Raw genomic sequence first — 24693 nt, 5'->3', positions numbered from 1 at the left:
GAGCCCGGTCTCAAAGGGATCACCACGGCCCTGCCCCGCGATGCCAGGATGGGGTGGTGAGCGAAACGAGCGAGCAGCAGCCGACCACCCCCGGGCCTGCGCGGCACGGTTTCGCGGTCGAAGTGGTGTGGACCGGGAACACCGGCGCGGGCACCAGCAGCTACCGCAGCTACGAGCGCACCCACGAGGTGCGTTCCGCGGGCAAGAGCACCATCGAGGCCTCCGCGGACCCGGCGTTCCTCGGCGACGCGGACCGGTACAACCCGGAGGAGCTGCTCATCGCGGCCCTGTCGCAGTGCCACATGCTGTGGTTCCTGCACCTGGCCGCGGAGTGCGGCGTCGTGGTGGTCGGCTACCACGACCGCGCGCAGGGCGAGCTGGCGGAGAACGCCGACGGTTCGGGCGGGTTCCGGGAAGTGGTGCTCCACCCGGAGGTCACGGTCGAGGACCTGGCCAGCGTGGACGTCGCGGAAGCGCTGCACGAGCGCGCGCACGAGCTCTGCTACATCTCGAAGTCGCTGAACTTCCCGGTGCGGCTGACGCCGTCCACCCGCGTCGCGAACTGACGGGCTCAGCCCAGGTCGCGGCGGTGCTGCCGGTCGCGTAAGACCCGCTGCCGGGCCTGGTAGTCGCGCATCCGCTGCGGATAGCCGAGTTTCGCCACCTCGTAGCAGGGCATCCCCTGCTTGCGGGCGAAGCGGAACGCCGCCTCCGGGCCCGCGACGCGGCGCCGGGTCCACTCCCCGTCGTGCGCGACCAGCAGCACCGTGGTCTCGGTGACGGTGGTGCGGGGTTCGACGAACGCCTCGACACCGTGCCGCTGCTGCGCCCAGGCCCGCAGGTGCTCGGTGTCGCGCGAGTCGGCGGGACGGCCGGTGGTGCGCCGCCGCCGGAAACGATCGAACAGACCCACGGAATCCGCCCTCCCCGCGTCCGCTGGAAGCGCGGCCACGGATTCGATTCACCTGCGCGCGGCCGCGCTCGGAGACACCTCCGGAAAACCGGTGCCCCCGTTCGCGATGATGCCATCGAGCGCCTGTGACGAAGCTGAGAATCGGAAAAAACGATTCAGTGGGATCGGGCACGTTCGCGCGATCAGAGCGAGCCCACGTCGCGTCGTCCCAACGGGTGGTGACAAGATGGCTGCCAGGTGTTCCGCGCCTCGCGCGACAGCCGGGCCGGGCGGCACCTCAGCGATTCAACGATGGCTGTCGAGGAGTGCGAAGTGACCGACACGTCCGCCGATCTGGTCATTCTCGGCGGCGGTTCGGGCGGCTACGCCTGCGCTTTCCGCGCGGCTGAGCTGGGCCTGTCCGTCGTCCTCATCGAAAAGGACAAGCTCGGGGGAACCTGCCTGCACCGCGGGTGCATTCCCACGAAGGCTCTCCTGCACGCCGCGGAGGTCGCCGACTCCGCGCGCGATGGCGACCAGTTCGGGGTGAAGACCTCGCTGGAGGGCATCGACATCGCGGGGGTGAACTCCTACAAGGACGGTGTCGTCGGCAAGCTCTACAAGGGCTTGCAGGGCTTGGCCAAGGCGCACAAGGTGACCCTGGTCGACGGCGCGGGCACGCTCGTCGACAAGAACACCGTCGAGGTCGACGGCACCCGCTACACCGGCAAGAACGTCGTGCTGGCGACCGGTTCCTACTCCAAGTCGCTGCCCGGCCTGGAGCTCGGCGGCCGCGTCATCGCCAGCGAGCAGGCGCTGAACCTGGACTTCGTGCCGGAGAAGGTCGTCGTGCTCGGCGGCGGCGTCATCGGCGTCGAGTTCGCCAGCGTGTGGCGCTCCTTCGGCGCCGAGGTGACCATCGTCGAGGCCCTGCCGCACCTGGTGCCGAACGAGGACGAGTTCGCCTCCAAGCAGCTGGAGCGCGCGTTCCGCAAGCGCGGCATCAAGTTCAAGACCGGCGTCAAGTTCACCGGTGCCTCCCAGACCGACTCCGGCGTCTCGGTGAGCCTGGAGAACGGCGACCAGCTCGACGCGGACGTGCTGCTGGTGGCCGTCGGCCGCGGTCCGAACACCGCGGGCCACGGCTACGAGGACGCGGGCGTCCAGCTGGAGCGCGGCTTCGTCGTCACCGACGACCGGCTGCGCACCAGCCTGCCGGGCGTGTACGCGGTCGGCGACATCGTGCCCGGCCTGCAGCTCGCGCACCGCGGTTTCCAGCAGGGCATCTTCGTCGCCGAGGAGATCGCGGGCCAGAACCCGCAGGCGATCGACGAGGCGGGCATCCCGCGCGTCACCTACAGCCACCCCGAGGTCGCCTCGGTGGGCCTGACCGAGAGCGCTGCCAAGGAGCAGTACGGCTCGGTGCAGACCTTCACCTACGACCTCGCCGGCAACGGCAAGAGCCAGATCCTCAAGACGGCGGGCGCGGTGAAGCTGGTCCGCGCCACCGACGGGCCGGTGCTCGGCCTGCACCTGGTCGGTGACCGGGTCGGCGAGCTCATCGGCGAAGCCCAGTTGATCTACAACTGGGAGGCGCTGCCCGAGGACGTGGCACCGCTGGTGCACGCCCACCCCACGCAGACCGAGGCCCTCGGCGAGGCGCACCTCGCCCTGGCCGGCAAGCCGCTGCACGTCCACGGCTGACCCGGTCCGCTTCCCGCACCAGCACAGCACCCCGCCACACCGCACGAGGAGTCCGCGAGCGATGTCCTTCTCCGTCCAGATGCCCGCGCTAGGCGAAAGCGTCAGCGAGGGCACGATCACCAGGTGGCTCAAGCAGGTCGGCGACACCGTCGAGGTCGACGAGCCCCTGCTGGAGGTCTCCACCGACAAGGTCGACACCGAGATCCCGTCCCCCGCCGCCGGTGTGCTGCAGCGCATCGTCGCCGAGGAGGACGACACGGTGGAGATCGGCGGTGAGCTCGCCGTCATCGGTGACAGCGCCGACGACTCGGGCTCCGCCCCCGCGCCGCAGCAGGCCCCCGCCGAGGAGCCCGCCCCGGCGCAGGAAGCCGCCCCCGCCCAGGAGCAGCAGGCCCCGGCCGAGCAGCCCGCAGCGCCCGCCGCCTCCGGCGGTTCGGCGCAGGGCACCGAGGTGCCGATGCCCGCGCTCGGCGAGAGCGTCAGCGAGGGCACCATCACCCGGTGGCTCAAGCAGGTCGGCGACTCGGTCGAGGTCGACGAACCGCTGCTGGAGGTCTCCACCGACAAGGTCGACACCGAGATCCCGTCGCCGGTCGCGGGCACGCTGCTCGAGATCGCCGCCGGCGAGGACGACACCGTCGAGGTCGGCGGGAAGCTGGCCGTGATCGGCGAGCAGGGCGCCGCCCCGGCCGCGCCCGCCGCGCCGGAACCGGCCCCCGCCCCCGCCGCACCCGCTCCGGAGCCGAAGCCGGAACCCGCGGCGCAGGCCCCGGCCGCCCCGGCGCAGCCCGCGGCTCCCGCGGCTCCTGCCGAGCCCGCCGCGCAGCAGGCCCCCGCGGCCCAGCAGTCCGGCCCGTCCGGCAGCACGCCGTACGTGACGCCGCTGGTGCGCAAGCTCGCCAACCAGCACGGCATCGACCTGTCCACCATCAAGGGCAGCGGTGTCGGCGGCCGCATCCGCAAGCAGGACGTGCAGGCCGCGGTCGACGCCGCCAAGGCGAAGCCCGCCGCCGCTCCGGCCGCCGCGAAGCCCGCGGCCCCGGCGCAGCCCGCGTCCTCGGACGAGGCGGAGGCGCTGCGCGGCACCACGCAGCAGATGTCCCGGCTGCGCCAGCTGCTGGCCCGCCGCATGGTCGAGTCGCTGCAGACCGCCGCGCAGCTCACCACGGTGATCGAGGTCGACGTCACCCGCATCGCCAAGCTGCGCCAGCAGGCGAAGGCCTCCTTCGAAGCGGCGGAGGGCGTGAAGCTGTCCTTCCTGCCGTTCTTCGCGAAGGCCGCCGCCGAGGCGCTGAAGCTGCACCCGAAGGTGAACGCCTCGGTCAACGAGGAGAGCAAGGAGATCACCTACCACGCGGCCGAGCACCTCTCGATCGCCGTGGACACCCCGCGCGGGCTGGTCTCGCCGGTGATCCACGACGCCGGGGACCTGAACCTCGGCGGCCTGGCCCGCAAGATCTCCGACGTGGCCGAGCGCACCCGGAACAACAAGCTCAAGCCGGACGAGCTCTCCGGGGGCACGTTCACCATCACCAACACCGGCAGCCGCGGCGCGCTGTTCGACACCCCGATCCTGAACCCGCCGCAGGTGGGCATGCTGGGCACGGGCAGCGTCGTGAAGCGGCCCGTGGTGGTCTCCGACGACAACGGCGGCGACACGATCGCGATCCGGTCGATGGTGTACCTGGCGCTGTCCTACGACCACCGGCTGGTCGACGGCGCGGACGCGGCCCGGTTCCTCACCACGCTGAAGCAGCGGCTGGAGGAAGGCGCCTTCGAGGCCGACCTCGGGATCTGACCCGGCTCCGATGCCACGGCGAGGGCCGTCCACCTGCGGGTGGGCGGCCCTCGCCGCGTTCCGGGGCCGTTCGAGCGGGCGAAACCATCGCGCGCGGAAGATCGGTGCGGGACCATCGGGGACATGCGCGTGGTAATCGCCGGTTCGTCCGGGTTGATCGGCACGAGTCTCGTCGCGGCGTTGCGGCAGGGCGAGCACGAGGTGGTGCGGCTGGTCCGCCGCCGCGCCGCCGCCCCCGACGAACGCACCTGGGATCCGGCGGAGGGCGTGCTGGACGAGGACGCCCTGGCCGGGGCGGACGCGGTGGTGAACCTGTGCGGGGCGGGGATCGCGGACCGCCGCTGGAGCACCGAGCGCAAGGAACTGCTGGTGTCCTCGCGGGTGCGGCCCACGGCGCTGCTGGCCGAGGCGGTGGCTCGGCACGGCGTTCCCGCACTGGTCAACGGCTCGGCGGTCGGCTACTACGGCGACACCGGGGACCGGCTGGTGACCGAGTCGACGCCAGCGGGCACCGGTTTCCTCGCCGACCTGTGCCGGCAGTGGGAGGCGGCGACGAGCGCGGCGGTGGGTGCGGGCGCCCGGGTGGCGATGTCCCGCACGGGCCTGGTGGTGGCGCCCTCGGGCGGGCTGGTGGGCGCGTTGAAGCCGCTGTTCTCGGTGCTGCTGGGGGCGAAGCTCGGCGGCGGGCGGCAGTACATGCCGTGGATCTCGCTGGACGACGCGGTGGGCGCGCTGCGGTTCCTGGTGGAGAACTCGGCGGTGTCGGGTCCGGTGAACCTGACCGGTCCGGCGCCGGTGACGAACGCCGAGTTCACCCGGGAGCTGGGCCGGGCGCTGGGCAGGCCCGCGCCGTGGACGGTGCCGGAGTTCGCGCTCCGCGCGGCGCTGGGCCAGGCCGCGGACGAGGCGATGCTGGCCGGGCAGCGCGCGGTCCCGGAACGCCTCGACGAGCACGGCTACCCGTTCGCCCACCCCACCTTGGACGCCGCCCTCGACGCCGTGCTCTGAGGCCCGAGCCCGTCCCGGGGCAGCCGCGCCGCCGCGCCGGGTGGCCGCCGCCACGTGCGCGGGGCGGTCGGTGCCGGGGCGGAAACGCCGGGCGTAGCCTGGCCCGGTGAGTCGCGCGGAGATGTCATGTCGCGCCTCGGCCGATCCGGTCGACGTGCGTGAACTGGGAAGAATCGACTACCTGGACGCCTGGGACCTCCAGCGGGAGCTGGCCACGGGCCGCGCCGAGGAGACCGGTCCGGACACCCTGCTGCTGCTGGAGCACCCGTCGGTGTACACCGCCGGGAAGCGCACCCAGCCGGAGGACCGCCCGCAGGACGGCACGCCGGTGATCGACGTGGACCGCGGCGGCAAGATCACTTGGCACGGGCCGGGGCAGATCGTGGGCTACCCGATCCTGGGGCTGGCCGACCCGATCGACGTCGTGGACTACGTGCGCCGCCTGGAGCAGGCCTTGATCCGCACCTGCACCCGCTTCGGCCTGGAGACGGGCCGGGTCGAGGGCCGCAGCGGCGTGTGGCTGGCCGCCGACGGCGCGCGCCCGGAGCGCAAGATCGCCGCGATCGGCATCCGGGTGCAGCGCGGCGTGACGATGCACGGCCTGGAGCTGAACTGCGATCCGGACATGGGCCAGTTCGACCGGATCGTGCCGTGCGGCATCCGGGACGCGGGCGTCACCTCGCTGTCGGCGGAGCTGGGCCGGGACGTCACGGTCGAGGAGGCGCTGCCCTGGGTGCGCCAGGACGTGCTGGACGCGGTCGACGGGGCGCTGCCGGTGGTGGAGTCGAACATCGCGCGGGTCGCGCCCACCGCCGAAGGCGTGACGCTGGCGCTGGATCCGACCCTGCGCTGACCCACCCCCTCCACTCCTCTAGTATTCCGGAATTACGGACTACTAGAGGAGTGGACGCATGCCGCTGTCCCGCCGCACCCTGCTGACCGGCCTCACCGCCGCCACCGCGCTCCCGCTGCTCTCGTGCAGCCCCGCCACCGCGCTCGGCGACCGCGCCGAAGCCGATCTGAGCACTCCCGACGGCTGGCTGGCCTGGATCGCCGAGCACCGCGACCGGCTCGCCCTCGTGCTCACCGACACCACCGGCCTGCGGTTGGAGCACCGCGCGGAGACCCCGCAGCCGCTGGCCTCCGCGGTGAAGGCCGCGCACCTCGCCGCCTACGCCACCGCGGTCGCCGACGGGCGCCTCGACCCCGCCGAGCGGATCCGCGTCGGCGACTGGGAGCGCTACTACGTGCCCACCGACGGCGGCGCGCACGTGGCGGCCTTGCAGGAACTGGGCATCCCCACCGACGCCACCGGCGCGTGGGCCGCCGACCCGGACCGCACGGTGGCGCTGGAGCAGCTGGCAGGCGCGATGATCGCGCACAGCGACAGCGCCGTCCCCGACCTGATCCGCGACCGGCTCGGCACCGAGGCCGTGCGGGACGCCGCGCTCGCCGGGGGCTGGCCCGACGCCGACGTGCGCTCGCTGTGCGCCGAATACCTGTTCCTGCTGCTGCCCGCCGAAGCACCCGCACCCGGCACCCCGGTCGCGCGGCGCCGCGAGATCGGCTTCGCGCTGGAACGCCGCCACCGCGACGAGCAGGACTTCCGCGACCAGGTGCGCGCCAGGCTGCTCACGCAGCCGCTGCCGGACTGGGACACCCAGCTGACCTGGTCCGCGGGCACCGCCGCGAGCAGCCCGCGGCAGCTGGCCGCGCTGCACCGCTCCCTCGCCGACGGCAGCTACCCGTCGCCGCGCGCCGCGGAGATCGCGCGCGACGTCCTGGAACGGCGGGACGGCCTGCCCGAGGGAGTACTCGGCCTCGGCTACAAGGGCGGCAGCCTGCCCGGCGTGCTCACCGCGGGGATCTCGCTGCGCTTCGCCGACGGGCGGATCGCGGCCGGATCGCTGCTCGCGCACGGCGGGATCTCCGCCGAACAGCTGGGCAACGGCGATCCCGGGCTGCCCCTGCTCAAGGCCGCCCTCGACCCGGCGTGGCAGGACCGGTTGCGCACCGCGCTGCACGGGTAGGGCAAGCTCGCACGGTGAGTTCCGACGACGTGCAAGCGCGGCTGGACGACCTGGAGCGCCGAGTCGCCGCGCTGGAAGGACGGCCCGCCGCCACCCGGGAACCCAGCGGGGACGTGATCGAGTACGCCGGGAGCCTCAGCGAACCGTTCGAGCTGGCGTGGCAGATCCGCGCCGACCCGGCCCAGGTGCTGGAACTGCCGGACGCGCCGCGCACCGAGGTGCTCGCCGCGCTCGGGCATCCGCTGCGGGCGGCGCTGGTGCGCAGGCTCGCCGAATCCGGCCCGGCCACCGGCGCGGAGCTGCAGCAGGCGGCGGGACTCGGCTCGCCAGGGCAGCTGTACCACCACTTGAAGGGGCTGACCGGCTGCGGCCTGGTCGAGCAGGACAAGCGCGGCTCCTACCGGCTGCGCCCGCAGGCCACCGTGCCCGCGCTGGTCCTGCTCACCGCGGCCTCCGACATAGCCGGTCAGCTCCGCGGCTGACCCGCCGGCGGCTCCGCGCCACCGGCGGGCCGTGCCGGGCTCACACCAGCTGCGGCGCGACCTCGGCGGCGACCAGGTCGATGTGGTCGAGGTCGGAGAGGTCCAGGACCTGCAGGTACAGCCGGGAGATCCCGGTCCGCTCCCGCCAGGTGCCGATCTTGTCCACGGCCTCCGCGGGCGTGCCCGCGAGCCCGTTGGCGCGCAGCTCCTCGACGTCCCGGCCGATCGCGGCCGCACGGCGCGCGATCTCCGCGTCGTCCTTGCCGACGCACAGCACCAGCGCCACCGACCGCACGATCTCCGCGGCGTCCCGGCCGATCGCCGCGCACGCCGCCGCGACCCGCTCGTACTGCGCGGCCGCGGTGTCCAGGTCGGTGAAGGGCAGGTTGAACTCGTCGGCGAAGCGGGCCGCCAGCTCCGGGGTGCGCTTCTTGCCCGCACCACCGATGAGCACCGGCGGCCGCGGCCGCTGCGCGGGCTTCGGCAGCCCGGGCGAGTCGGTGAGCTGGTAGTACCGCCCGTCGAAGCTGAAGGTCTCCCCCGCCGGGGTGTCCCACAGCCCGGTGATGATCTCCAGCTGCTCGGCGTAGCGGTCGAAGCGCTCCTTGAGCGCCGGGAACGGGATGCCGTAGGCGGTGTGCTCCTCCTCGTACCAGCCGCTGCCGAGGCCGAACTCCAAGCGCCCACCGGACATCTGGTCGACCTGCGCGGCCGCGATCGCCAGCGGCCCCGGGTGGCGGAACGTGCCCGCCGTCATCAGCGTGCCCAGCCGCACCCGCGAGGTCTCCCGCGCCAGGCCGCCCAGCGTCACCCAGGCATCGGTCGGCCCGGGCTCACCGGACACCGACCCCATCTTGAGGTAGTGGTCCGAGCGGAAGAACGCGTCGTAGCCGGCCGCCTCGGTGGCCGTGGCCACCCGCAGCAGGTCGTCGTAGCTGGCCCCTTGCTGGGGCTCGGTGAAGATGCGGAGTTTGAATGGCTCGATCACGGGTTCGAGGCTAATCCCCGCCGCAGCTCCCGGCGCACGCCGCCACGCGCAGCCCCTGCATCACGGCGTCGACGACCTGGCCGACCTCGGCGCTCGTCCGCTTCGGCTGCGCGGAGCCGGCGATGGTGCTGGCCCCGGCGGACAGCGCGCCGTAGACGACGTGGGCGAGCGCCTCGACCGGCAGCGGGGTGAACTCGCCCGCTTCGACGAGCGCCTGCACCGCTTCCCGGATCACGCCGAACGTGTAGCGTTCCTCGGCCTCCCGCCAGCGCTCCCAGCCCATCACCGCGGGCGCCTCGTGCACGACGATCCGCTGGTAGGAGGGCTCCAGGCAGACCTGGAGGAATTCGCCGAGCCCGGCCTGCACCGTCTCCCAGATGTGGCCGGTGGTGAACAGCACCGCCGACAGCCGCCGCACCACCTGGCTCTCGACGTCCTCGAAGGCGGCCTCGAACAGCGCCTGCTTGCCGTTGAAGTGGTGGTAGAGGGCGCCTTTGGTGACGCGGGCGCGCTTGGCGATCTCGTCGAGCGAGGTGCCCGCGTAGCCCCGCTTGGTGAACAGGACCACCGCCGACTTCACCAGCGCCTGCCGGGTGCTCTCGGTGTTCTCCACGCGCCGGGAACGGGCTGTAGCCATACTCACAATCATATGACATACCCGCGGTATGGCCCTGCTGGTACCTTCGAACGCACGTACTCCCGGTATGCCGCACACCCGGAGTACGCCACCGTCCAGCTTGGAGGGACCATGACCTGGAACGACTTCTACCAGCGGCAACACGCCATCCGGGCCGTCCTCGACCACGCCGCGCAGCACCCCGCGGCACGCCTCGACCTCGACTCGGTGCCCGCGGCCGCCGCGGTGTTCGCCGACCGCGACGAGTTGCTGCGCGCGCTGCACCACAAGTGGAACCGCGGCCTCACCGGGCGCATCGACGTGGGCGTCGAGGACGCCGACGCCGACCCGCGCGGCGACCGGGTCGAAGCCGTCGGCGAGGCCTGGCGGCGCACCGCCGCCGACAACCCGGTGCTGCGCCGCGTCCTCGACGGGCACGCCGCCGAACCCGCGCTGTCCGGGCTGCGCGAGCAGGAGCAGCGGATGCTCGCCGTCTCCGCCGGACTCGCCGAACCGGACGAGCCCGCCGAGGAGATCGACCGCGTCGGCCAGGCCTTCCTGCGCCTGCTGCGCACCGCACCCGACACCCGCACCGGGCGCCGCCGCGGACCGCTCGCCCAGCTGCGCAAGGTCATCCCCAGCTTCTGAGCAGGCGTCCCGTCAGCGCCCGGCTCCCACCACGGACCGGGCGGCGCGCTGCGGGTGCGGGACCACCACCCGCTCCTGCTCGGTGAGCTCCCGCCGCGCCCGCGCCGACGCACCGAACCCCCGCACCACGCGGTGCGGGCTCACCTCGTCCCCGCGGACCAGCTCGATCGGCCAGCCCAGCACCCGGACCGACCGCAGCACCAGCACGAACGGCAGCACCACCAGCTCGGCGAGCAGCTCCGCCCCGGACACCACCAGCCAGACGAAGCCCACCAGCAGGAACGGCAGCGCCAGCACCAGCCAGAGCACGTCGTCCAGCGCCCGGTCCGGGAACCACTCGAGCGCATCCACCACGGACGTCCGCCTGCGCCACAGGAACCAACGCCGCCGCCCGCACCCACCGGCGTCCCGCACCGCCAGCTCCCACCGGCGCACGGAGATCACCACCTCGCGGACCGGGTACCCGGCGGGCGCCGCGTCCAGCGGATCAGCCCGCAACGCGGCCCGCACCCGCGCGGCTTCGGCGTGACCGCCGGTCCGCACCAGCCCGCCGAGGCAGCCCCGCGCCCGCAGCTCCACCCACCACGGCAGCCACCCCGCAGCCCTCGCGAGCAGCGCGAACGGCAGCAGCAGCACGCCCACCAGCAGCTCCACCGCCCAGCACACCAGCAGCGGCACCCCCACCAGCAGCCAGCCCAGCCGCGCCAGCAACGACGCAGGCCCGTCCACCATCCGCGGCCACGACTCCAGCACCGCTCCCGCCCGCACCGCCCGCCGCCACGGGAACCAGCGAACCCCGGCGGACCACCCGCTCATCGACATGGGCGGAGATCTTCCCAGCCCGGTGATCGGATCGTGTCGCATTCGGTCTTTTCCCCACCCGGCACCGCGGGTAAGGGTGGGGACATGGCGCAGTGGACGACTTCCGACGTTCCCGACCAGCACGGCCGCACGGTGCTCATCACCGGCGCGAACTCCGGGCTGGGCCTGCACTGCTCGCAGGTGCTGGCGGCCCGCGGCGCGCGGGTGCTGATGGCCTGCCGCGACCCCGAGCGCGGCCGCGAAGCGCAGCAGCGGGCGAGCGCGGGTGCCGCGGTCGAACCGGAACTCGTCGAACTCGACCTCGCCGACCTGTCCTCGGTGCGCAAGGCCGCCGACCAGGTGCGGGAGCGCACCGGCGACGAGCTCGACGTGCTGATGAACAACGCGGGCATCATGGGCCCGCCGCTGGGGGCGACGCAGGACGGCTTCGAGCTGCAGATCGGCACCAACCACCTGGGGCACGCGGCGCTGACCTGGCTGCTGATGCCCGCGCTGCGCGACCGGCCCGATCCGCGAGTGGTCACGCTCTCCAGCATCGGCCACCGCGGTGGCTCGCTGGAGCTCGACGACCTGAACTTCCACCGCCGCCGCTACTCGCCCAGCCGCGCCTACGCGCAGTCGAAGCTGGCGAACCTGCTGTTCGGCTTCGAGCTCGACCGCCGCGCCCGGCGGTCCGGGATGGCGCTGCGCAGCGTCCTCGCCCACCCCGGGATGAGCAGCACCGAGCTGGCGCTCAACTCGCTGCGCGCCCGCAGCCTGTCCGGCCGGGTCACCGGGATCGCCCGGAAGATCAACAACGTCATCACGCAGTCCACCGAGCAGGGCGCGCTGCCGCAGCTCTACGCCGCCACCGCACCCGGTGCGACCAGCGGCAGCTACTACGGGCCGAACGGGTTCGCCGAGATCCGCGGCTACCCGACCCGCGCCAAGACCAGCACCGCCGCCCGCGACGCCGACACCGCGCGGCGGCTGTGGGAACTCACCGAGGAGCTCACCGGCGTCACCGCAGACCCCGCCTGAACCGGGTGTGGTGTAGGGATCACCACGTCGCGCCCGTCGCGGTTTCGGGATGAACCGGCCGGGGGCGTAGCCTGAACGCGTGACTGCGGCGCCAGAGGGGCGGAAGTTGTTGCGTCTTGAAGTGCGCAACAGCCAGACGCCCATCGAGAAGAAGCCATCGTGGATCAAGACCCGTGCTCGGATGGGCCCCGAGTACCAGGAGCTCAAGGGTCTGGTTCGCCGGGAAGGCCTGCACACCGTCTGCGAGGAGGCGGGCTGCCCCAACATCTTCGAATGCTGGGAGGACCGGGAGGCCACCTTCCTCATCGGCGGTGACCAGTGCACCCGCCGCTGCGACTTCTGCCAGATCGACACCGGCAAGCCCGCCGAGCTCGACACCACCGAGCCGCGCAAGGTCGCCGAGTCGGTGCAGGCGATGGGCCTGCGCTACTCCACGGTCACCGGTGTCGCGCGGGACGACCTGCCCGACGGCGGGGCCTGGCTGTACGCCGAGACGGTCCGCCAGATCCACGACCTGAACCCGGGCACCGGTGTCGAGCTGCTCATCCCGGACTTCAACGCCGAGCCGGACCAGCTCGCCGAGGTCTTCGGGTCCCGCCCGGAGGTGCTCGCGCACAACCTGGAGACGGTGCCCAGCGTGTTCAAGCGGATGCGCCCCGCGTTCCGCTACGACCGCTCGCTGAAGGTGCTCAGCGAGGCCCGCGCGGCCGGTCTCGTCACCAAGTCCAACCTCATCCTCGGCATGGGCGAGACCCCCGAGGAGGTGCGCCCCGCGCTGCAGGACCTGCACGACGCGGGTTGCGACATCATCACGATCACCCAGTACCTGCGGCCCAGCCCGCGCCACCACCCGGTGGACCGCTGGGTGAAGCCGGAGGAGTTCGTCGAGCACACGCAGGCCGCCGAGGAGATCGGCTTCCCCGGGGTGATGGCGGGTCCGCTGGTCCGCTCCAGCTACCGCGCGGGCCGGCTGTACGCCAAGGCCACCCAGCACCGGGGCATGCCGCTGCCGGACAACCTCGCGCACCTCGCGAAGGCGCAGCCCGCGGCGCAGGAGGCAAGCAGCCTGCTCGCCCGCTGACGACCCCGCTGAACTGGTATTTCACCGCCCGTCGCGCACCTCGCGCGGCGGGCGGTCCGCGTTTCCGCGGGCCAGGGCCACCGTGCTGGGGCTCCCGTGGACCGCCGCCGTATCCTGAACGGCATGGCCAACCAGGACAAGGCAGCCAAGAAGGCGGCGAAGAAGGAACGGCGCGCGGCCTTCCGCGGGCGCGTCGGGCAGATCTGGCAGGCGTTCCAGATGCAGCGCCGCGAGGACAAGCTGCTGCTGCCGCTGATGATCGGCATCATCCTGGTCGTGGCCGTCGCGGTCTTCTTCATCGGCATGATCTGGAACCTGCACTGGGCGTTCCTGCCGGTGGGCATCGCGCTGGGCCTGCTCGGCGCGGTGATCCTCTTCGGCCGCCGGGTGCAGGCGACGGTGTACCGCAAGGCCGACGGGCAGCCCGGCGCGGCCGGGTGGGCGCTGGAGAACCTGCGCGGGAACTGGCGGCTCACCCAGGCGGTGTCCGGGACCGCGCAGCTCGACGCGGTGCACCGGCTGATCGGCCGCCCCGGCATCGTGCTGGTCGGCGAGGGCGCGCCGCACCGGGTGAAGTCGCTGATCTCGCAGGAGAAGAAGCGGGTCGCCCGGGTCGTCGGCGAAACCCCGATCTACGAGGTCCTCATCGGCAGCGAGGAGGGCCAGGTGCCGCTGAGCAAGCTGCAGACGCACCTGATGAAGCTGCCCCGCAACATCAACGCCGGTCAGGTCGACTCGCTGGAGAACCGGCTGTCCGCGCTGGCCAGCCGCGGCAACGCGATGCCGAAGGGCCCGATGCCGCAGGGCGCCAAGATGCGCAACGTCCAGCGGGCCATGCGCCGCCGCTGAGCCGTACCGACTTCGACGCGGATCCGCCGGGTGCGTCCCGGCGGGTCCGCGTCTTCGTTCGCGCCCCGTCTTCGTTCGCGCCCTGTCCGCCGCGCACGTGCGGCCCGAACTCCGTGCGGCGGGCGTGCCGGGAACGGCAGCTCGTCGTCACGACGCGGGATCCAGCGCGGGCGCAAGTGCGGGTGGCGGTACGGCAGGCCGAGCCCGTTGAAGACCTCCGGGATCCCGCGCGGGCGCCGTACCGGTCCAGCGCACCGATGACAACGCACTTCCGGCTGCGAAGGTGCCTTCCCGCTGGCGATCCCCGAACCCCGGTCTCGCCGTGCCCACCGATCCCGCGCGACGTTTCAGTTGGGCACGCGGTCGATCCGGCCGTTCCCGCCGACGCGGGCGCGAGGGGACCCATTGGAACCGCTCGGGGAGAACGTCAGCCCTGCGACGAACCGGCGTCCCAGCGCTCCCGGATCACCGTCCGGTGAGCCCCGGCTCCGGTTCAGCGGCGGACCACCACGGTGCCGGTGAGACGGTCCAGCCAGGAGCGGCCGTCACCGTTGCGGATGATCGCGGGCACCAGCAGCCCGGTCATCGCGCAGCGCACCACCGCCCGCCACAGGCCCACCGCACCCGGTCGTTCCACCCGCGCCACCCAGATGCCGGTGAGCAGCATCCCGGGCGTGAACCCGAAGAACGCCACCGGGATCACGGTGATCGCGAACCAGGCCACCAGGCTCCAGTTCCCCGGCAGCGCGGGCGCGGTGAACAGCTGCGCCACGAGCGCGGCGAGCACGATGTCGATGAGGAATCCGAGCAGCCGGCGACCACCGGTGGCGACGGAGCCCTGCCCGTTCTCCGGCAGACCCATCCGTTCGCCGCGCCACCGCTGCTGCGGGTCGCGGCCGAAGAGGCCGCCGAGGCCCTGCGGCTCGCCCGCGGCGTCGTCCTGGCTGCTCATCTCGGACCGCGATCCCGTCGATTCACCCACGCCTCCAGACTACGACCCGCGCACCGCAGCACGGCCGACCGGCGCCGGAACGGCCTGATCAACCGCCTTCCGCAACCGCTCTCACCCGTTCAGGCGGTCGTTAACGTCCGCGAAACATCGAGGTGATGGCCGGGCAACACCCGTGACATAACGTTGGCCACGAGCCGGTGAGCTCGGAGCACGCGCGCCGGTGAGCAGTCAATCAGTGCGTGAAGGAGCCATCGAGGGTGTTCAAGAATCCAGACGAGGTCCTGCGCTTCATCTCCGATGAGGACGTGAAGTACGTCGATGTCCGGTTCTGCGACCTGCCGGGTGTCATGCAGCACTTCACGGTGCCCGCCTCGGCGTTCGACCAGGACTCCTTCACCGAAGGGCTGGCCTTCGACGGCTCCTCGGTCCGAGGGTTCCAGTCGATCCACGAGTCGGACATGCTGCTGCTGCCGGACCCGTACACCGCGCGCATCGACCCGTACCGCGTCCAGAAGACGCTCATCCTGAACTTCTTCGTGCACGACCCGTTCACGCTGGAGCCCTACAGCCGCGACCCGCGCAACATCGCGCGCAAGGCCGAGCAGTACCTGGCCGAGTCCGGCATCGCCGACACCGTCTTCTTCGGCGCCGAAGCCGAGTTCTACATCTTCGACTCGGTCCGCTTCGGCGAGGGCCCGAACCGCAGCTTCGCCGAGGTCGACTCCGTCGAGGGCTGGTGGAACACCGAGCGCGACGAAGAGGGCGGCAACAAGGGCTACAAGACCCGGATGAAGGGCGGCTACTTCCCGGTCCCGCCCTACGACCACTTCGCGGACCTGCGCGACAAGATCTCCACCGAGCTGAGCGACGCCGGGTTCACCATCGAGCGCGCCCACCACGAGGTCGGCACCGGTGGCCAGACGGAGATCAACTACAAGTTCAACACGATGCTGCACGCCGCGGACGACCTGCAGCTGTTCAAGTACATCGTGAAGAACACCGCTGCGGAGGACGGCCGCACCGTCACCTTCATGCCGAAGCCGCTGTTCGGCGACAACGGTTCCGGCATGCACAGCCACATGTCGCTGTGGAAGGACGGCGCGCCGCTGTTCTACGACGAGTCCGGCTACGGCGGGCTGTCGGACATGGCGCGGCACTACATCGGCGGCATCCTGCACCACGCCCCGAGCCTGCTGGCCTTCACCAACCCGACGATCAACTCGTACCACCGGCTGGTGCCGGGCTACGAGGCGCCGGTGAACCTGGTGTACTCGCAGCGCAACCGCTCCGCCTGCATGCGGATCCCGATCACCGGCAGCAACCCGAAGGCCAAGCGCGTCGAGTTCCGCTGCCCGGACCCGTCGGGCAACCCGTACCTGGCGTTCGCGGCGATGATGATGGCCGGCCTGGACGGCATCAAGAACAAGATCGAGCCGCCGGAGCCGATCGACAAGGACCTCTACGAGCTGCCGCCCGAGGAGGCCAAGAACGTCCCGCAGGTGCCGGACAGCCTGGAGAAGGTCATCGACCGGCTCGAGGAGGACCACGACTACCTGCTCGAGGGCGGCGTGTTCACCTCGGACCTGATCGAGACCTGGATCCGGCTCAAGCGCGAGAACGAGATCGACCCGGTCCGGCTGCGGCCGCACCCGCACGAGTTCGCGCTGTACTACGACGTGTGATCCGAGCGAAGCGGGTCGGCCGGGACCTGCTCCCGACCGGCCCGCTTTCCCGTGCGGGGGCTCAGGTGCCGTTCCACGGCGCCAGCGGGCTGCCGGTGGCGCCGGGGCGGAAGCGGAACAGGGCTCCCGCGTACGGGTCGCCGACCAGCGCGCGCTCGTCGTAGCCGGAGCACGCCGAGGTCACGTACATCTCGTCCAGCCTGCGCCCGCCGAACACGAGGCCGGTGACCCGGCGCGTGGGCGCCCACAGGACGGTTTCCAGGTCGCCGCCGGGGCTGTACCGGTGGATGCGGCCGCTGCCGCGCATGGCGACCCACGCACCGCCTTCGTTGTCCATCGCCAGCCCGTCGGGATGGCCTTCGGATTCGGCGCACACGATCCAGCGCCTGCCGCGGCCCGCCCGGCCGCGCTCCACGTCGTAGTCGAACGCCCAGATGACCCGCGGCACCGTGTCGATCACGTACATGGTGGCGCCGTCCGGGCTCCAGCCGATGCCACCGGAGAGGGTCAGCCCGTCGACCAGCACGCGGGCGCGGGTGCCGTCGAGGACGTACAGCGCGCTGCGCTTGGCCTCCCGGCTGTGGGTGAGGGTGCCCGCGACGAACCGGCCGGCCGGGTCGCAGGCGCCACCGCTCATCCGGTCGCCCGCCTGCACCCCGGTGATGGGTTCCAGCGCGGCGCGTCCCGGGAACAACCGGGCGAATCCTCGATCGGCGGCGGCGATGAGCTGTCCGTTGCGGGTCGCGCCCAGCGAGGTGACCACGCCTGGCAGCACCTGCACCTCGTCCGCATCGGAATCGCGGTGGTAGGTGTGCAGTTCTCTGCGCAGCACGTCCACCCAGTACAGGCAATTCAGCGTCGACATCCACATCGGCCCGGCACCGCACAGCGCCTGCCGATCGACGAGTAATTCAAAGTCCTCGGACACCATGCACTCCTATTCGGACCCACCCGGACGCCGGTCGTGCGCGCACCGTTCGCGGTGCGAGAAGGTTACCGTCACGATAGCGGCAGGCAGACCTCCGAATGGGCTGTTCCCACGAAAATCAAGCACTCTCAGCGCACTCCCGCAATCGTCCGAATTGGACGTTCGGACGCGGTTTCACGAGTGGATCGGTTCCGCTTTCCGCTGCGCAGCGGCAGGACATCGATGCAGGCGAGCGCCCTCGAATCCGCAGCGGACGATGATCTCGCGGTGCACCGTGCACATTCTCACAGCCCTGCACGGGCAACCTTCGGACAATTCCAACCGGTGCATTTGCACGTGCAGAAACACGTGTGCCCAGACGTCCCCGAGTTCGCATTCCCGCGGAGACCGCACAGCACCGATACCACCGACCGATGCCGTTCCGGAGAATAATCCTCGAATGCGCCGGGAGTTCCCGGGAGCCGGATACCACCCGCACTCCCGGTGGCATATTCCATTCGTTGTGCTCCACTCGGCCGCACCCGCCACTCCGGCAGCGCCGATGCACGCATCCGAACAGCGGAGACCGCACGCGGAATCACCGGAACCGACCGGCGCCGATGTCCCGCGCGGCACCACCGCGACGGCACCGGTACCACCCGGGGCGGCCCGCCCTCGCGGGGTAATCCTCGAACGGTCCGGTCGCGGTACCGAGCGGATCAGTCCTCGTAGAACACCCGCTCCACGACCGCGCGGGCCCGCCGCGTCACCCGCAGGTAGTCGTCGAGCACCTCGCCGGTGTCCACGTCCGCCGAATAGCCGAGCGCCGCGGCCACCGCCGTCAACTCCCGCACCTGCTTCGGCAACTGGTCACCGGGCTTGCCGCGCACCAGCATCACCGCGTTGCGGGACCGCATCGCCAACGTCCACGCCTCCCCGAGCTCCACGGCGTCCTGCTCGTCCAGCACGCCCGCCTCGACCGCGGCCGCCAGGCCCCGCATCGTCGAGGTGACCCGCAGCCCCTCGTGCTCGTGGGCGTGGCGCAGCTGCAGCAGCTGCAAGGTCCACTCGACGTCGGCGAGCCCGCCGCGGCCCAGCTTCGTGTGCGTCGCCGGGTCCGCGCCGCGCGGCAGCCGCTCCGAATCCACCCGTGCCTTGATGCGGCGGATCTCCCGCACCTTCGCATCGTCCAGCCCGCCCGCCGGATAGCGGACCGGGTCGATCGCGGCGCAGAACCGCTCCCCCAGTTCGACGTCCCCGGCCACCGGGCGGGCGCGCAGCAGCGCCTGCGCCTCCCACGCCTCGCCCCACCGCCGGTAGTAGTTCAGGTAGGACTCGACGGTCCGCACCAGCGGCCCGCTGCGGCCCTCCGGACGCAGGTCCACGTCCACTTCCAGCGGCGGGTCCTGGCTCGGCGCACCCAGCATCTTGCGCACCTGCTCCACCACCGACGTCGCGAACCGGACCGCCGTGGACTCCTCCACCCCCGGCACCGGCTCGCACACGAACAGCACATCGGCATCCGAGCCGTAGCCGAGCTCCGCGCCGCCGAGCCGACCCATGCCGATCACCGCGAGCCGCGCGGACACCGCCTGCCACTCCGGCCGGGCCGCCACGTCCCGCACCGAGGTGTCCAGCGCCGCCTCCAGCACCGCCGCCCACACGCTCGACAGCGACCGGAACACCTCGGCAGGCGGGAGCAGCCCCAGCAGATCGGCGCACGCGATCCGCAGCAGCTCGTGCCGGCGCAACGACCGCGCCGCCGACACCGCCCGGCTCGGCTCGGCGTGCCGGGCGACGGCACTGCGCAACGAGGTGGCCACTTCCTTCGGGTCCCGCTCGGCCAACGCCGGGGTGTCCGACAGCAGCCGCAGCACCTCCGGCGCCCGCACCAGCAGTTCCGGCACCAGCTTCGAGGTGCCGAGCAGCTGCGCCAGCCGCTCCGCCACCACCCCCTCGTCCCGCAGCAACCGCAGGTACCAGGGCGTTTCCGCCAGCGCCTCGGACACCTTCCGGTAGGCCAGCAGACCGCCGTCCGGATCCGGGGTGTTCGCCAGCAGGTCCAGCAGCATCGGCAGCAGCGCACCTTGGATGTGCGCCCGCCGCGACACGCCCGCGGTCAACGTCTCGATGTGCTTCAGCGCGCCTTCCGGCGAGGTGTAGCCCAGCGCGGCCAGTCGCTGCACGGCCGCGCCGGTCGTGAGACGCAGCGCGTCCGTCGGGACCTTGGCCACCGCCTCCAGCAGCGGGCGGTAGAACAGCTTCTCGTGCAGCCTGCGCACCCGGTTGCTGTGCCTGCGGTACTCGGCGACCAGCACCTCGCCCGCGCTGCGCCTGCCGCTGGAGCGCAGCCCGGTGGACCGCGCCAGCACGTGCAGCTCGTCCTTGTCGTCCAATTCCGGCAGCAGGTGGGTGCGGCGGAGCCGCCGCAGCTGCACCCGGTGTTCCAGGGTGCGCAGGAACCGGTACGACTCGACCAGGTCGGCAGCGTCGGCGCGCGCCACGTAACCGCCTTCACCGAGGGAACGCAACGCGTCCACCGTGATCGGGCTGCGCAGCTCCTCGTCGCTACGCCCGTGCACCATCTGCAGCAGTTGCACCGCGAACTCCACGTCGCGCAGCCCGCCGGGGCCCAACTTCAACTCCCGATCGGACAGCTCGGCGGGCACGTGCCGCTCCACCCGGCGGCGCATGGAGCGCACGTCGGGCACGAAGTCCTCGCGTTCCGCGGCCGTCCACACCTGCGGCCACACCGCGTCCACGTACTGCCTGCCCAACTCCGCGTTCCCCGCGACCGGGCGCGCCTTCAGCAGCGCCTGGAACTCCCAGGTGCGCGCCCACCTGCGGTAGTAGCTGCGGTAGCCGTCGAGGGTGCGCACCAGTGCGCCCGCTTTGCCCTCCGGGCGCAGCGCCGCGTCCACCTCGAAGAACGCCGCCCCCGCGACGCGCATCAGCATGCTGGCGAGCTTCGTCGCCCCCGGCAGCGCGTCTTCCGATTCGGCGACGAACACGACGTCCACGTCGCTGACGTAGTTCAGCTCCCGGCCGCCGGTCTTGCCCATCGCGATCACCGCGAGGTCCTCGGCGCTGTCCCCGCCTTCCCGGCCGGACAGCTCCGCCGCGCCCACCACCAGCGCGGTGCGCAGCGCGGCCACCGCCAGGTCGGAGAGCCGGGCCGCGACGTCCTCAAAGGACTCGACGGGGAGTTCCGGCTCCACCACCGGCGCCAGGTCCGCCGCCGCGACCTCCAACAAGAGGCCCCGGTACGCCCCGCGCAACGCGCTCACCGCGTCGGTGCCGGTCAGCGTCGTCCCGTCCGGTTCCCGGACCGAGGCCAGCAGTTCCTCGGTGAACGCGGCGACGTCCGGCTCGCGCTCCTGCGGTTTCGGCCGCAGCCTGCGCCAATCCAGCGGATGCGCCACCAGGTGGTCGGCGAAAGCGCTCGACGAGCCGAGCACGCCGATCAGGCCGCCCCGCAGCGCGGAGTCCGACAGCAGCTCCTTCGCCAACTCCGCCCAGCCGGTTCCCGCCGCCTCCCGCAGCCGGTCCACCGCCAGCAGCGCCAGGTCCGGATCAGGGGCCCGGGACAGCGCGGCGACCACGGGTTCGTCCGCAGGCCCCGCGTCCGACCACCATCCCGCCGCTCGCAGCTGTTGTTCCGCCCGGACGGCATCGCTGAAGCCGTACCGCGCGGGGGAGGGAGCCGAACCGGAACGGGACGAATTGCCGTTGGCCATGCTCCGCACGGTAGTCCGACGCGTTCACCCCACCACAGGCGACCGGAGCGGCCTCACGCCATCGGCAGCGTCCGAGTTCCGCGGCGCTGCTCCGCCGGAGTCGCGGCCAATCGGACGAAACGCCCGGCGACGGGCTCCCAGGTCTCGGCGAGTTCCGCGTGGAACTGCTCCAGGTGCTCCCGCTCCAGCTGCCCAGGACGGGCGAGCGCCGCGGTCTCCGGCATGGAGCGCGCCCAGTCCAGCACGATGTCCGGCGTGGTCTCGATGTGGAACTGCAACCCGTAAGCGCACACCCCCACCCGGAACGCCTGGTTTTCGCAGGCAGGAGAGGCCGCGAGCAGCTGCGCCGCGGGAGGCAGCCGGGTCACCTCGTCGTTGTGGAACTGGACCACGTCCGGGGTCAGCGGGAGCGGTCCCAGCAGCGGATCCTCGACCGCGGCGTCCCGCTTCGCGACCAGCGAGGTGCCCACCTCCGGGCCTTTCCGGATGGGCGCCACCCGACCGCCGGTCGCGGCGGCGAGCAACTGGGAGCCCAAGCACACGCCCAGCACCGGCAGCTGCCTGCTCACCGCCGAGCTCAGCAGGGCCCGCACGTCCGCCAGCCACGGGTGCTCGGAATCGTCGAGCGCCCCCATCTCGCCGCCCATCACGACCAGCGCCGCGTACTCGTCCAGCGCCTCCCGCCCGGGGATCTGCGGTGGCCGCACCACGTCCAGTTCCGCGCCGGCCTCCGACAACCACTCACCGAGCTGCCCCACCGGGGCGATCGCCGAGGGCTCCACGACCAGCATCCGCACGCGCTCCATGCCCGCAGACTACGAGATGTCCGGCGCGACGCAGCGCTGCGTTCCACTATCGATGACCTGCCGGCCCGGCCCCGGCTCAACCTGGTTCTGGAGTGGTGTGGTGCCGGTGTGAGCGGTCCGGGGTCGAGTGGTGCGGGGTTGAGCGAAGTCCGGGGTTGAGTGGTCCCGGCACGGGCAGCCCCGCACAGGTACCGGCATGGAGCCCCGCGCATGCGAGGTGCGGGCATGCGAGGTGCGGGCATGCGAAAGGGCCCGACCGCCCCGCCGGTTCCGGCACACCACCGTGCCGCCCGAGGAACGATCAGGCCCTGGAAATGCAGGAACGCCCCGGAACCAAGTTCCGGGGCGTTCCCCTCTTTACGAGTATTGTCGGCGGTGTCCTACTCTCCCACACCCTATCGAGTGCAGTACCATCGGCGCTGGAGGGCTTAGCTTCCGGGTTCGGAATGGGACCGGGCGTTCCCCGCTCCGCTAAAACCACCGACAAATCCAACCACACCAACACCCACCCCTAACCAGGGCAGTGCAGTGTGAAGTCTCTATCCAATTCAACAACCCCATGGTTGCTGCCTCAGACACCGTATAGTGGATGCGTAGCAATCTTTGTGAACAAGTCCTCGGCCTATTAGTACCCGTCCACTCCACACATTACTGTGCTTCCATGCCGAGCCTATCAACCCCATCATCTCTAGGAGGCCTTAACCCACAAAGGGGTGGGAGACGTCATCTTGGAACAGGCTTCCCGCTTAGATGCTTTCAGCGGTTATCCCTCCCGAACGTAGCCAACCAGCCATGCACCTGGCGGAACAACTGGCACACCAGAGGTCCGTCCGTCCCGGTCCTCTCGTACTAGGGACAGCCTTCCTCACATCTCCTACGCGCGCGGCGGATAGGGACCGAACTGTCTCACGACGTTCTAAACCCAGCTCGCGTGCCGCTTTAATGGGCGAACAGCCCAACCCTTGGGACCAACTCCAGCCCCAGGATGCGACGAGCCGACATCGAGGTGCCAAACCATGCCGTCGATATGGACTCTTGGGCAAGATCAGCCTGTTATCCCCGGGGTACCTTTTATCCGTTGAGCGACACCGCTTCCACCAGCCAGTGCCGGATCACTAGTCCCTGCTTTCGCACCTGCTCGACCTGTCAGTCTCACAGTCAAGCTCCCTTATACACTTACACTCAACACCTGATGACCAACCAGGCTGAGGGAACCTTTGGGCGCCTCCGTTACCCTTTGGGAGGCAACCGCCCCAGTTAAACTACCCACCAGGCACTGTCCCTGAACCCGATCAGGGTCCGAGGTTCAGATGCTCAGAACGACCAGAGTGGTATTTCAACAACGACTCCACACCCACTAGCGTGAACGCTTCACAGTCTCCCACCTATCCTACACAAGCCGCACCGAACACCAATACCAAGCTATAGTAAAGGTCCCGGGGTCTTTCCGTCCTGCCGCGCGAAACGAGCATCTTTACTCGTACTGCAATTTCACCGGGCCTGTGGTCGAGACAGCGGAGAAGTCGTTACGCCATTCGTGCAGGTCGGAACTTACCCGACAAGGAATTTCGCTACCTTAGGATGGTTATAGTTACCACCGCCGTTTACTGGCGCTTAAATTCTCCGCTTCACACACCAAAGATGTGCTAACAGGTCCTCTTAACGTTCCAGCACCGGGCAGGCGTCAGTCCGTATACCTCGTCTTACGACTTCGCACGGACCTGTGTTTTTAGTAAACAGTCGCTTCTCCCTGGCCTCTGCGGCCACCACCAGCTCCAGGAGAAAATCCCTTCACCAGCAATGGCCCCCCTTCTCCCGAAGTTACGGGGGCAATTTGCCGAATTCCTTAACCACAGTTCACCCGACCGCCTCGGTATACTCTACCTGACCACCTGTGTCGGTTTCGGGTACGGGCCATGCACACACATCGCTAGAGGCTTTTCTCGGTAGCACGGGATCACTGACTTCACCACAACGGCTACGCATCACCTCTCACCCTTCACACCGCCCGGATTTACCTAGACGGCAGGCTACAGGCTTACACCAGTACTACCACTCACTGGCACAGCTACCCCACTACGTCACCCCATCACTTGACTACCGCAGAATCAGGTCCCATGCACTCACACAACAACTCCGAAGAGCCATCATGCTCGCGGATGGTTAGTCTCAACCGTTTCGCCATGGGCGCGTGCACACGGGTACGGGAATATCAACCCGTTCTCCATCGACTACGCCTGTCGGCCTCGCCTTAGGCCCCGACTCACCCTGGGCGGACGAACCTGCCCCAGGAACCCTTAGTCAATCGGCGGCAGAGATTCTCACTCTGCTCTCGCTACTCATGCCTGCATTCTCACTCCCACACACTCCACACCACGGTTACCCGGATGCTTCACCGCATGCAGGACGCTCCCCTACCCAACAAGCCACAAGGACTCATTGACACGGCTTCGGCGGTGCACTTCAGCCCCGCTACATTGTCGGCGCAGGACCACTTGACCAGTGAGCTATTACGCACTCTTTCAAGGGTGGCTGCTTCTAAGCCAACCTCCTGGTTGTCTGGGCAATCCCACATCCTTTCCCACTGAGCGCACACTTAGGGGCCTTAGCCGGTGTTCTGGGCTGTTTCCCTCTCGACGATGAAGCTTCTCCCCCACCGTCTCACTGCCGC

At 70.8% G+C, this 24693-nt stretch carries 20 protein-coding genes and 2 rRNA genes; 12 read left to right on the top strand and 10 right to left on the bottom strand.

The window, feature by feature from the left end:
• The first annotated feature begins 56 nt into the window (after positions 1-56).
• On the top strand, positions 57-566 hold the full coding sequence (locus AC29IT_RS07700; RefSeq protein ID WP_488218271.1) for an OsmC family protein: 510 nt from the start codon (positions 57-59) through the stop codon (positions 564-566).
• 5 nt (positions 567-571) lie between these two features.
• Here AC29IT_RS07700 and AC29IT_RS07695 read toward each other — a convergent pair whose 3' ends face one another.
• Positions 572-913, bottom strand: a complete 342-nt coding sequence (locus AC29IT_RS07695) for an oxidoreductase (protein WP_358432769.1) — start codon at positions 911-913, stop codon at positions 572-574.
• 312 nt (positions 914-1225) lie between these two features.
• Between AC29IT_RS07695 and lpdA the strand changes: the two genes are divergently transcribed.
• From lpdA to AC29IT_RS07665, 6 genes are all read left to right on the top strand, one after another.
• Entirely contained in the window at positions 1226-2596 is a 1371-nt protein-coding gene (gene lpdA, locus AC29IT_RS07690) for a dihydrolipoyl dehydrogenase (RefSeq protein WP_358432767.1), read from the top strand.
• A gap of 61 nt (positions 2597-2657) precedes the next feature.
• Entirely contained in the window at positions 2658-4394 is a 1737-nt protein-coding gene (sucB, locus tag AC29IT_RS07685; RefSeq protein ID WP_488218270.1) for a 2-oxoglutarate dehydrogenase, E2 component, dihydrolipoamide succinyltransferase, read from the top strand.
• Positions 4395-4517: 123 nt separating this feature from the next.
• Complete coding sequence (locus AC29IT_RS07680; protein ID WP_488218269.1) at positions 4518-5402, top strand: TIGR01777 family oxidoreductase; 885 nt, start codon at positions 4518-4520, stop codon at positions 5400-5402.
• A 121-nt stretch (positions 5403-5523) separates the two neighbouring features.
• Complete coding sequence (gene lipB, locus AC29IT_RS07675; protein ID WP_488218569.1) at positions 5524-6255, top strand: lipoyl(octanoyl) transferase LipB; 732 nt, start codon at positions 5524-5526, stop codon at positions 6253-6255.
• Positions 6256-6313: 58 nt separating this feature from the next.
• The gene (locus tag AC29IT_RS07670; RefSeq protein WP_488218268.1) at positions 6314-7432 is read left to right on the top strand and encodes a serine hydrolase; all 1119 of its coding nucleotides are present in this window, start codon (positions 6314-6316) and stop codon (positions 7430-7432) included.
• Positions 7433-7446: 14 nt separating this feature from the next.
• A complete protein-coding gene (locus AC29IT_RS07665) occupies positions 7447-7914 on the top strand; it encodes an ArsR/SmtB family transcription factor (RefSeq protein WP_358432757.1) in 468 nt (155 codons plus the stop codon).
• Between the two features lie 40 nt (positions 7915-7954).
• Here the strand turns inward: AC29IT_RS07665 and AC29IT_RS07660 are convergent, their stop codons facing one another.
• Positions 7955-8902, bottom strand: coding sequence for an LLM class F420-dependent oxidoreductase (locus AC29IT_RS07660; RefSeq protein WP_358432755.1), 948 nt, complete (start codon positions 8900-8902; stop codon positions 7955-7957).
• A 10-nt stretch (positions 8903-8912) separates the two neighbouring features.
• On the bottom strand, positions 8913-9539 hold the full coding sequence (locus AC29IT_RS07655) for a TetR/AcrR family transcriptional regulator (RefSeq protein WP_358432753.1): 627 nt from the start codon (positions 9537-9539) through the stop codon (positions 8913-8915).
• A gap of 111 nt (positions 9540-9650) precedes the next feature.
• Between AC29IT_RS07655 and AC29IT_RS07650 the strand changes: the two genes are divergently transcribed.
• Positions 9651-10166 (top strand): hypothetical protein, encoded by a 516-nt coding sequence (locus AC29IT_RS07650; RefSeq protein WP_358432751.1) that lies wholly within the window; start codon positions 9651-9653, stop codon positions 10164-10166.
• Between the two features lie 12 nt (positions 10167-10178).
• Here the strand turns inward: AC29IT_RS07650 and AC29IT_RS07645 are convergent, their stop codons facing one another.
• The gene (locus AC29IT_RS07645) at positions 10179-10988 is read right to left on the bottom strand and encodes a hypothetical protein (RefSeq protein WP_488218267.1); all 810 of its coding nucleotides are present in this window, start codon (positions 10986-10988) and stop codon (positions 10179-10181) included.
• 84 nt (positions 10989-11072) lie between these two features.
• Here AC29IT_RS07645 and AC29IT_RS07640 point away from each other — a divergent pair, with 84 nt between their 5' ends.
• From AC29IT_RS07640 to AC29IT_RS07630, 3 genes are all read left to right on the top strand, one after another.
• The gene (locus AC29IT_RS07640; protein WP_488218266.1) at positions 11073-12008 is read left to right on the top strand and encodes an oxidoreductase; all 936 of its coding nucleotides are present in this window, start codon (positions 11073-11075) and stop codon (positions 12006-12008) included.
• A gap of 79 nt (positions 12009-12087) precedes the next feature.
• The gene (lipA, locus tag AC29IT_RS07635) at positions 12088-13089 is read left to right on the top strand and encodes a lipoyl synthase (RefSeq protein WP_358432745.1); all 1002 of its coding nucleotides are present in this window, start codon (positions 12088-12090) and stop codon (positions 13087-13089) included.
• Positions 13090-13212: 123 nt separating this feature from the next.
• Positions 13213-13938, top strand: coding sequence for a DUF4191 domain-containing protein (locus AC29IT_RS07630; protein WP_488218265.1), 726 nt, complete (start codon positions 13213-13215; stop codon positions 13936-13938).
• Positions 13939-14431: 493 nt separating this feature from the next.
• On the opposite strand, the gene AC29IT_RS07625 is transcribed toward AC29IT_RS07630, so the two are convergent.
• Positions 14432-14920: an RDD family protein gene (locus AC29IT_RS07625; RefSeq protein WP_358432741.1), complete on the bottom strand. Its 489-nt coding sequence runs from the start codon at positions 14918-14920 to the stop codon at positions 14432-14434.
• A gap of 227 nt (positions 14921-15147) precedes the next feature.
• Here AC29IT_RS07625 and glnA point away from each other — a divergent pair, with 227 nt between their 5' ends.
• Positions 15148-16572 (top strand): type I glutamate--ammonia ligase, encoded by a 1425-nt coding sequence (gene glnA, locus AC29IT_RS07620; protein ID WP_488218264.1) that lies wholly within the window; start codon positions 15148-15150, stop codon positions 16570-16572.
• A gap of 61 nt (positions 16573-16633) precedes the next feature.
• Here the strand turns inward: glnA and AC29IT_RS07615 are convergent, their stop codons facing one another.
• The 5 genes from AC29IT_RS07615 to AC29IT_RS07595 all read right to left on the bottom strand — a co-directional run.
• A complete protein-coding gene (locus tag AC29IT_RS07615) occupies positions 16634-17500 on the bottom strand; it encodes an SMP-30/gluconolactonase/LRE family protein (protein WP_358432737.1) in 867 nt (288 codons plus the stop codon).
• A gap of 698 nt (positions 17501-18198) precedes the next feature.
• Positions 18199-21216: a bifunctional [glutamine synthetase] adenylyltransferase/[glutamine synthetase]-adenylyl-L-tyrosine phosphorylase gene (locus AC29IT_RS07610; RefSeq protein ID WP_488218263.1), complete on the bottom strand. Its 3018-nt coding sequence runs from the start codon at positions 21214-21216 to the stop codon at positions 18199-18201.
• A 53-nt stretch (positions 21217-21269) separates the two neighbouring features.
• A complete protein-coding gene (locus AC29IT_RS07605) occupies positions 21270-22022 on the bottom strand; it encodes a type 1 glutamine amidotransferase (RefSeq protein ID WP_488218262.1) in 753 nt (250 codons plus the stop codon).
• 367 nt (positions 22023-22389) lie between these two features.
• A 5S ribosomal RNA gene (rrf, locus tag AC29IT_RS07600) occupies positions 22390-22507 on the bottom strand.
• 120 nt (positions 22508-22627) lie between these two features.
• Positions 22628-24693: ribosomal RNA gene (locus AC29IT_RS07595) — 23S ribosomal RNA — on the bottom strand; the annotation flags it as partial.

Source organism: Saccharopolyspora sp. MMCC62 (assembly GCF_057736575.1).
The sequence above is the reverse complement of the archived record's forward strand: the minus strand, read 5'-3'. Positions and strand labels throughout refer to the sequence as shown.

Coding starts and splice junctions, on each gene's coding strand:
- AC29IT_RS07630 (WP_488218265.1), top strand. CDS start 13,213: ATGGCCAACCAGGACAAGGCAGCCAAGAAGGCGGCGAAGAAGGAACGG.
- AC29IT_RS07610 (WP_488218263.1), bottom strand. CDS start 21,216: ATGGCCAACGGCAATTCGTCCCGTTCCGGTTCGGCTCCCTCCCCCGCG.
- AC29IT_RS07655 (WP_358432753.1), bottom strand. CDS start 9,539: ATGGCTACAGCCCGTTCCCGGCGCGTGGAGAACACCGAGAGCACCCGG.
- sucB (WP_488218270.1), top strand. CDS start 2,658: ATGTCCTTCTCCGTCCAGATGCCCGCGCTAGGCGAAAGCGTCAGCGAG.
- AC29IT_RS07605 (WP_488218262.1), bottom strand. CDS start 22,022: ATGGAGCGCGTGCGGATGCTGGTCGTGGAGCCCTCGGCGATCGCCCCG.
- AC29IT_RS07645 (WP_488218267.1), bottom strand. CDS start 10,988: ATGTCGATGAGCGGGTGGTCCGCCGGGGTTCGCTGGTTCCCGTGGCGG.
- AC29IT_RS07650 (WP_358432751.1), top strand. CDS start 9,651: ATGACCTGGAACGACTTCTACCAGCGGCAACACGCCATCCGGGCCGTC.
- AC29IT_RS07680 (WP_488218269.1), top strand. CDS start 4,518: ATGCGCGTGGTAATCGCCGGTTCGTCCGGGTTGATCGGCACGAGTCTC.
- lipB (WP_488218569.1), top strand. CDS start 5,524: ATGTCATGTCGCGCCTCGGCCGATCCGGTCGACGTGCGTGAACTGGGA.
- AC29IT_RS07640 (WP_488218266.1), top strand. CDS start 11,073: ATGGCGCAGTGGACGACTTCCGACGTTCCCGACCAGCACGGCCGCACG.
- AC29IT_RS07670 (WP_488218268.1), top strand. CDS start 6,314: ATGCCGCTGTCCCGCCGCACCCTGCTGACCGGCCTCACCGCCGCCACC.